An 8900-nucleotide genomic window follows, 5' to 3' on the forward strand; every position below is an offset into this window, starting at 1 on the left:
CAGCTACCCAATGTGGTTAAAAATCTCACCAGATTATAGCTATTATCAGCAAAAGCAGGGCTTATTATTTAAAAACACATTCCTTATAAAATCAACAAATACTTCTTTAGATTATGAAAATCTAATCATAATCTGATTGAGGCCCGAGAAGTATCTGAAACCTAACCTAATACAATATCTTTTACAGATATATCCTCATGAAGCTAACATCTTACCAATCGACCTTTTATAATGAATGGATACTGAATCCATTTAGAAGTGACTACAACATTATTTTTGACCAGTCAATGTCCGGATATATAGATATTCAGAGATTGAATTCAAGCTTAGTCCGGTTTGTCAACAATAATTTACTACTCAACAGTAATGTTATAAGTGAATCGGGAAGCTTGCATTGGAAGCACAGGCCGCTGCTTTCTGAAGATGTTCAAATATTGACGTTTATTTCCAAAGAGCCAGATGCTGAAGAAGTATTAAAGCTTGCCTTACAGCCGTTTGATCTTGAAAAGGACCAGCTGGCGAGATTTTATGCAATTAAACTTGATAACGGAGGATATAGGATTATCCATATCTTTTCTCATATTCTTGTTGACGGTCTAAGTGCTAACAGTATTTATGCAGAACTCAGTACCTTTTACAATGATCTTAGCTATGTAAACCCAATAAGTCTGGCAGAGCAGAAAAAATTATACGAAAAACTGAGGGGTCAGTTTGATGATATACTGACAGTTGGGAAAGAAGAAATGTCTAATTTCTGGGAAAACAGTCTGAAAGATGTAGAAAATATTGGATTTAAATTTCTGCAGACCTCAGATTTAGTTCGTTCGGATCTTGAACAAAAAACCTCGCTTCTCACCAATCCAGTAAGTGAACTCCGGTTTAATTTTCCTGAACCTGTATTTCTTAAGGTAAGACAACTAACATCAAAATATAAACTTACGCCCTATACATTTGGGCAATTGGTATTAGCTGTTTTACTTCATAGAATTTCCGGAATAGATAACCTGGTGATCAACTATCCTGTTGGTATTACGGAAGGACAGGATTTTATTTTTGGAGCTCACATCAATACTATTTTGAAGGGATATAGGTTTCATAAAGAATCTTCACTTCAGGATCTTGTACAGCAAAATTTAGATTATACCCATCTGCTAAAAAAAAGTAAGGCCAGATATCTTCCTATTGAAGAGCTTATCAGCCATGCTCCTACATCAAATATATTGGAATTTGGATTTGTTCAGACCAGTCTTAAGGATGTAGTTATTCATTATGAAGGAGCCAGTAGTGTAATTATTAATAGCGACCTGAATGTTGATTTGGTAGGAAAATTATCATTTGAGCAGGAAGTAAGAGATGGACAGGTTAATTTTAAAGTTCGTTATGCCAATCAAAAACTTGATGTCAGACTGGTTACGGGATTTGTAGACATTTATAAGGAACTGTTTATTGAAATACTGGAAGATTTACTGGAAGGGAAAGTAGAAAAACAGATCACAAACTATGAGCTGCTAAGTCATGATTCTTATCAAAATACAGTGACTTCCTGGAACGGGATAGGGTCTGTAGTTTCAGATAAAACACTTCCTGCGTTATTTGAATCTCAGGCATCAAGAACTCCTGAAGCGATTGCGTTGGTTTATGGAGATGTTAGATTAAGCTACAAAGAGCTTAATGAGCGTTCGAACCGCCTGGCAAATTATCTGATAAAAACTCATGCACTTAAGCCGGATGATTTGGTTCCATTATGTCTGGAACGTTCAGAGCATATGCTGATTGCTATTTTAGGAGTATTAAAATCCGGGGCAGCTTATGTTCCTATGGATCCCTCTTATCCTTCAGACAGAATAGAACATATTCTTAAAGATACAGGCAGTAAAATAGTTATTGCTGAAGAAAGCACTATAGAAAAAGTGACAGGTTCAGTAACAACTATTTCTATAAACGATTCTGTTTTTCAAACCATTCTGGAATCACAGGAAGTGTCAAATCCTGTTACGGAAGTTCAATCAGATAATCTGGCCTATGTTATTTATACCAGTGGAACCACGGGACTTCCTAAAGGAGTGATGGTGGAACATAAGAATGTAGTCAACGTTGTTTCTCAGGTAAGAGAGGCTTATGGTTTCAGTGAAGGAGAGAAGATAACGGCTTATACGTCCTATGTTTTTGACGTATCCGTATCCGAGTTTTTCAACAGTTTACTGTATGGAAACGAACTTCACCTGTTGGATGAAGAAACGAAGAAAGATGCAGATGCCATCAGCAGATACTTAGTTTCTAATGAAATTGCTTATACCTATTTACCACCGGTGATGCTTTCTGTTCTTCCACGTGTAGCTTACCCATTCCTTAAAGGTTTGTTGTATGCAGGAGAGCCTTGTGATTACGAAACAGGAAAATACTGGTCAGAAGAGAAAGTGTTGTACAACCTTTACGGCCCTACCGAAGCTACGATCTATGCCACTTACAAACAGGTAGAACATGGAGATGTTCATTTGATTGGCCGTCCGGTAGGAAACAGTTCAGCTTATGTACTGGATGAATCCCGTCGTTTAGTCCCTGTAGGTGCTGTAGGTGAGCTTTATCTTGGAGGAGTGGGAATAGCAAGAGGCTATTTAAACCGTGCTGATCTGACAGGGGAACGTTTCATTACTAACCCTTTCCAAACGAAAGAACAGAAAGAGAATGGAGAAAATGGAAGATTGTACAGTACAGGAGACCTTGTGCGTTGGCTTCCTGATGGGAATATAGAATACATTGGAAGAAATGACTTCCAGGTGAAGATCCGGGGTTACAGAATAGAGCTTGGAGAGATCGAAAACCGATTGTCTCAGCATCCTGAAGTAAAACAGTCTGTGGTATTGGCCAAAGAGAACAATGCGGGGATGAAATACCTTGCCGGATATTATGTATCAGCCGGAGAGCTGGATCATGAACTCCTTACTGAGTATTTATCCTCCTCTTTACCGGAATATATGGTACCGAGTGTCTTTGTTCATCTCACCTCTTTACCATTGACCATCAATGGTAAGCTAGACAGAAAACAGCTTCCTGAACCCGACTTCAGTGGAGACAGAGAATATACCGGACCTGAAAATAAACAACAAGAAAACTTGTGCAAGATTTATGGAGAAATCTTAGGCGTCGCTTCTGAACATATCGGTATCCATGATGATTTCTTCCGATTAGGAGGAAACAGTATCATGGCGATCAAACTGATCAGTAAGATCAAACAAGAGATGGATATTCAGGTGAATGTGGCCATGGTATTCAGCCATAAAACAGTCGCATCATTGTCTCATATACTCAACGGAGAAAACAATCAGGCGGAAGAGATTGTCATCAACCCTGTAATAGTATCATCACCTGAAGAACAGCGTTTGTCTTTTGCACAGGAAAGGCTTTGGTTTATAGAAACTTATGAAGGAGGAAGCAATGCATACAATATTCCGATGATCTTCATGTTGGGTGAAAATGTTCAAATGGAACTTCTTCAGCAATCTTTTGAAACACTGACTCAACGCCATGAAGTGTTGAGAAGTCTCATTCGTACAACAAAAGACGGAGAAGGATATCAGGTTATAACCGGGCAGGAACTTCCCATCTATACTGGAAAAGTAGACTCCAGAAAAGAGCTTGATGAAGCGATTAACCATGCAGCAAACAAAGTTTTTCATCTGGAAGAAGAGCTCCCGATGAGCATTAATATTTTCAATCTGGAGAACCGCAATTATCTTTCTGTTGTGATTCATCATATTGCTTTTGACGGATGGTCTACCGATATTTTTATCAGAGAATTATGCAGCATTTATCAGTCTCTTTCTGAAGGGAAAAATCCTGATTTACCGGAATTAAAAATACAGTACAAAGACTTTGCATTATGGCAGAGAGATTATCTGACAGGGGAAAGACTCGATCAACAAATTGTTTACTGGAAAAATAAACTTGATGGTTTCCAAACACTGGATCTTCCTTTGGATCTTAAAAGACCTGCCCATATTTCTTATGCAGGGGCAACACAATACTTTGACCTGCCCGCAGATCTTGTATCAGAACTGAGAAATCTTTCAAAAGATCTCGGAGTGAGTTTATACAGTATGATGCTAAGTGGCTACTATCTGATGTTATCTGCCTATTCCGGGCAGGATGATATTGTAGTGGGAAGCCCTGTTGCGAATCGTCATCATGTGGGACTCGAAAATATCATAGGGTTCTTTGTCAATACGCTGGCGTTAAGAGAGAAAATTAATCCTGACCAGAAGGTCAAAGACTTTATTCTTCAGGTATCTGAATCCATAACGGAAGCACAGTCTCATCAGGACCTTCCATTTGAGAAACTGGTGGAAGAACTTGGTGTAGAACAGGATATGTCCCGACACCCTGTTTTTCAGGTGATGTTTGGGCTTCAAAGCTTTGATGGCGGAACTTCTTTTAAAAACCATGAAGCTGTGCTTCAACCCTTTGATGGAAATATAGACTATCAATCAGCAAAGTTTGACCTGACCATGATGATTGATGACCATGGGGATGTGATCCGGGGAATTTTCAATTATGCAGTGTCCCTTTTCAGCAATGAGACGATTATGCGTATGATGGATTCCTATTTGTTTTTCCTGAAGCAGCTTGTTAACATTGGAAATAGAACAGAAAACAATTCCATAAAGAACCTGACCCTTATAACAAAAGAAGACCATCAAAAAATAACAGGAGAATGGAATACGGCTGGGCTTGCATATCCTGAAGAAAAGACAATTCATCAGTTATTTGAAGATCAGGTAGAAAAAACACCTGATCAAATAGCTGTAGTATATCAGAATAATAAGCTTTCTTATCGTGAACTGAATCAGAAAGCGAACCAACTGGCCCATTATCTTATTGAAAACTATAAGCTTACATCAGATGATCTTATTCCTCTTTGTTTAGAGCGTTCGGAAGATATGCTGATTGCAATTTTAGCAGTCTTAAAGACCGGAGCAGCTTATGTACCTATGGACCCAGCTTACCCTGCAGACAGGATAAAGCATATTCTTGATGATACCGGAGCAAAAATAGTTCTTACTCAGGAAAGGACTTTAGAAAAAGTAAGAAGACTGGACCATGTAACCGGAATATCTATTGATGAAGAAACATTCAGAACCTTTATCGGTAAAATAGATCCTAAAAATCCGGTGACGACAACTCAGCCTAACCATCTTGCCTATGTTATCTACACCAGTGGAACCACCGGAATGCCTAAAGGAGTAATGATAGAGCATAGAAATGTGGTGAATGTGGTGAATCAGGTAAGAGATGCATACGGATTCAGTGAAGGAGAAAAAATAACAGCTTATACGTCCTATGTTTTTGACGTATCTGTATCAGAATTTTTCAATACTTTATTGTTTGGAAATGAGCTGCATTTGCTTGATGAGGTTACTAAAAAGGATGCAGATTCAATAAGCAGGTATCTCTTGGATCATCAGATAGCTTATGCTTATTTACCTCCCGTAATGTTATCCGTACTTCCAAAAATACAGTATCCGAACCTAAAAGGATTGCTCTATGCGGGAGAACCGTGTGATTATGAAACCGGAAAATACTGGTCTGAACAGACCCTCCTTTACAATCTTTATGGACCTACCGAAGCTACAATTTATGCTACTTATAAACAGGTATATCATGGAGATGTACACTTGATTGGACGTCCTGTAGGGAATGCGTCGGCTTATGTGCTGGATAATCTTTATCGCCCGGTTCCTGTAGGAGCTGTAGGTGAACTGTATATTGGTGGAGACGGCATTGCGCGCGGATATCTGAACAGACCTGACCTGACTGCTGAGCGATTCATTTCGAATCCTTTCCAAACGGAAGTACAGAAAAGCAGAGGAAAAAATAATATAATATACAAAACCGGAGACCTTGTTCGATATCTTTCCAATGGTGATCTGGAATATCTTGGCCGTAATGACTTCCAGGTAAAAATCCGAGGGTACAGAATTGAGCTGGGAGAAATAGAAACCGCATTACTGGGCTATCCGGGGATTCGCCAGGCTGTTGTACTGGCTAAAGAAAATACTGCCGGCATGAAGTACCTTGCCGGATATTATGTATCTGATGCTCCTATAGAATCTTCCGTGCTTTCGGAATTCTTAGCAGAATCACTGCCTGAATATATGGTTCCTAATGCTTATGTATACCTTGAGTATCTTCCATTAACAATTAACGGAAAACTCGACAGAAGACAGCTTCCTGAACCAGAATTTACAGCAAGTATGGAATATGCAGCACCAGAGAATGAGCTGCAGGAAAAACTTTGCCATATTTATGGAGAGGTACTGGGAATAAATGCGGATACGATTGGCATTCATGATGATTTTTTCAAATTGGGTGGTAACAGTATCATGGCGATCAAACTGATCAGTAAAATCAGGAATCAGCTGGATTTCCAGATTCAGGTGGCTTCCGTATTCAGCCATAAAACCATTGCATCTTTGGGCTCGGTGCTGGAATCAGACTCCACAGTCAATGAGCAGCTAATTATTGTACCGATTGTATTTTCTTCACCTGAAGAGCAACGTCTGTCGTTTGCTCAGGAAAGACTATGGTTTATAGAAGCTTTTGAGGGAGGAAGTAGTGCCTATAATATTCCGATGGCTTTCAGCCTGGGAGAAAAAATAAGATTGGATTTTCTTCAAAAGTCTATAGAAGCGGTGGTAATGCGCCATGAAGTGCTTCGTTCGGTGATTCGAACTACTGAGAAGGGAATGGGTTACCAGGTGGTTACAGATCTTATTCCTGAGTTTACAATTACAGAAGTAGAGACAAGGGAAGAATTGGAGGAGAATATAAACAGATCGGCCAACAAGATTTTCCGTTTGGAGCAAGAACTCCCTGTGGATATTAATGTTTTCAAGCTGAAAGAGCATTATTACCTGTCTGTAGTTGTTCATCATATTGCTTTTGACGGCTGGTCAATAGATGTATTTTTAAAGGAAATACAGGCAGTTTATGAAGCTCTTGTAGCCGGTAAGGATTCTCTACTACCCAATTTAAAGATTCAGTACAAAGATTTTGCGCTATGGCAGCGTAACTACCTTACCGGAGATGTATTGGAAAAACAGATCGATTACTGGAAAAAGACTCTTGACAGTTTTGAATCTCTCAATCTGCCTTTAGATCATAAAAGACCTTCCTATATTTCTTATGAAGGGGCAAGTATGTACTTTAATCTTTCTTCAGAGACGGGCTCTGGTCTGAGAAAACTTTCCAAAGATTTGGGGGTAAGTCTGAATAGTGTCATGCTAGGTGGATATTACCTGATGCTTTCTGCGTATTCAGGACAGAACGATATTGTATTGGGAAGTCCAATCGCCAACCGTCACCATGCAGGTCTTGAGGACATGATCGGATTCTTTGTCAATACACTTGCTTTGAGAGAGACTATTGATCCTGAACAAAGCCTTAAAGACTTTATCCTTCAGGTTTCAAGATCGGTTACAGAAGCCCAGTCTCATCAGGATCTTCCGTTTGAGAAGCTGGTGGAGGAATTGGGTGTAGAACAGGATACCTCCAGACATCCTGTCTTTCAGGTGATGTTTGGACTTCAGAGTTTCGGAAGAAATTCTGATGATCACGAAACTTTATTTTCCCCTTTTGAGGGAGAAATTGATTATCAGGCCGCGAAGTTTGATTTAACCACCATGATAGATGATGGGGAAGAAAACATCCGCGGAATGTTTAACTATGCTGTATCTCTTTTCAATGGAGATACCATTATAAAATTAAAAGATACTTATGTGTTGCTTCTGGAGCAATTGGCCCAGATGAGTGATGCAGAAGCTAAAAATACCAGAATACATGATCTTCATCTTCTGGAAGAGGGTGATTATAAAAAGATGACCGAGGATTGGAATAATACCGTTTCTGATTATTCATCTGAAAAAACCATTCATAAGCTGTTTGAAGATCAGGTTGCAAAGACCCCAGATCAGATTGCTGTAGTCTATCAGGATATTAAATTGTCCTACAAAGACCTGAATGAGAAAGCAAATCGTTTGGCCAACTATCTTATCCAAACTTACAATCTTCAGCCTGACGATATTATTCCTTTATGTTTAGATCGTTCTGAGAACATGTTGATTGCAATGTTAGGAGTTCTGAAGTCGGGTGCAGCTTATGTCCCGATGGATCCTTCTTATCCTGCAGACAGAATAAAACATATTCTTCAGGATACTGATGCAAAACTTGTCTTAGGCCAGGAAAGTACAGCCGAAAAGCTGGAAGATGTGGGGGTAGACTGTATCGCTTTAGATGAGGTAAACATTAAAGCACAGCTTGAACTCACAGACTCAAGTAATCCTGTTACCCAGGTGAATTCAGATAATCTGGCTTATGTCATCTACACCAGTGGTACAACAGGACTTCCTAAAGGAGTAATGATTGAACATAAAGGTGTTTCCAATCTGATCAAGCAGTTTGCTAAAGATCTGGATCTTATTTCTGATGGAACGGCTTCCAAAAACTGTCTATGGTATGCTAATTACGTCTTTGATGCCCATGTTGCGGAACTTTATCCTGTCATTACTCATGGTCACAGTATTTATTTGCTAGATAAAGAAAGACAGACTGATATTGCCGCATTACAACAATATATAGCAGTAAATACCATCAGTGTTGCCACTATACCACCGGTTCTACTGACTAAAGACTATATTTTACCTTTAGAAAAACTTATGGTGGCCGGAGACATAACAAATCCACAGCTCATGGCTCTTTATCAGGCTGAAGGAGTGGATGTTATTAATGCTTACGGACCTACGGAGGGGACAGTTTGTGCAACGCTGCATTATTACAAGGAAGATGGTAATCCGCTGAATATCGGAGGTCCGATTGGTAATATGACGACTTATGTGCTGGATAAC

The 8900-nt window shown here is 39.4% G+C and carries 1 protein-coding gene; it reads left to right on the forward strand.

Annotated elements, in window-relative coordinates; genetic code table 11:
- Positions 1–197: 197 nt before the first annotated feature.
- Positions 198–8900: non-ribosomal peptide synthetase (locus DRF57_RS04365; RefSeq protein WP_123863279.1), on the forward strand; the 8703-nt coding region annotated here is incomplete at its 3' end.

It is taken from the genome of Chryseobacterium rhizosphaerae (assembly GCF_003385455.1).
In the GTDB taxonomy this organism is placed as follows: domain Bacteria; phylum Bacteroidota; class Bacteroidia; order Flavobacteriales; family Weeksellaceae; genus Chryseobacterium; species Chryseobacterium rhizosphaerae.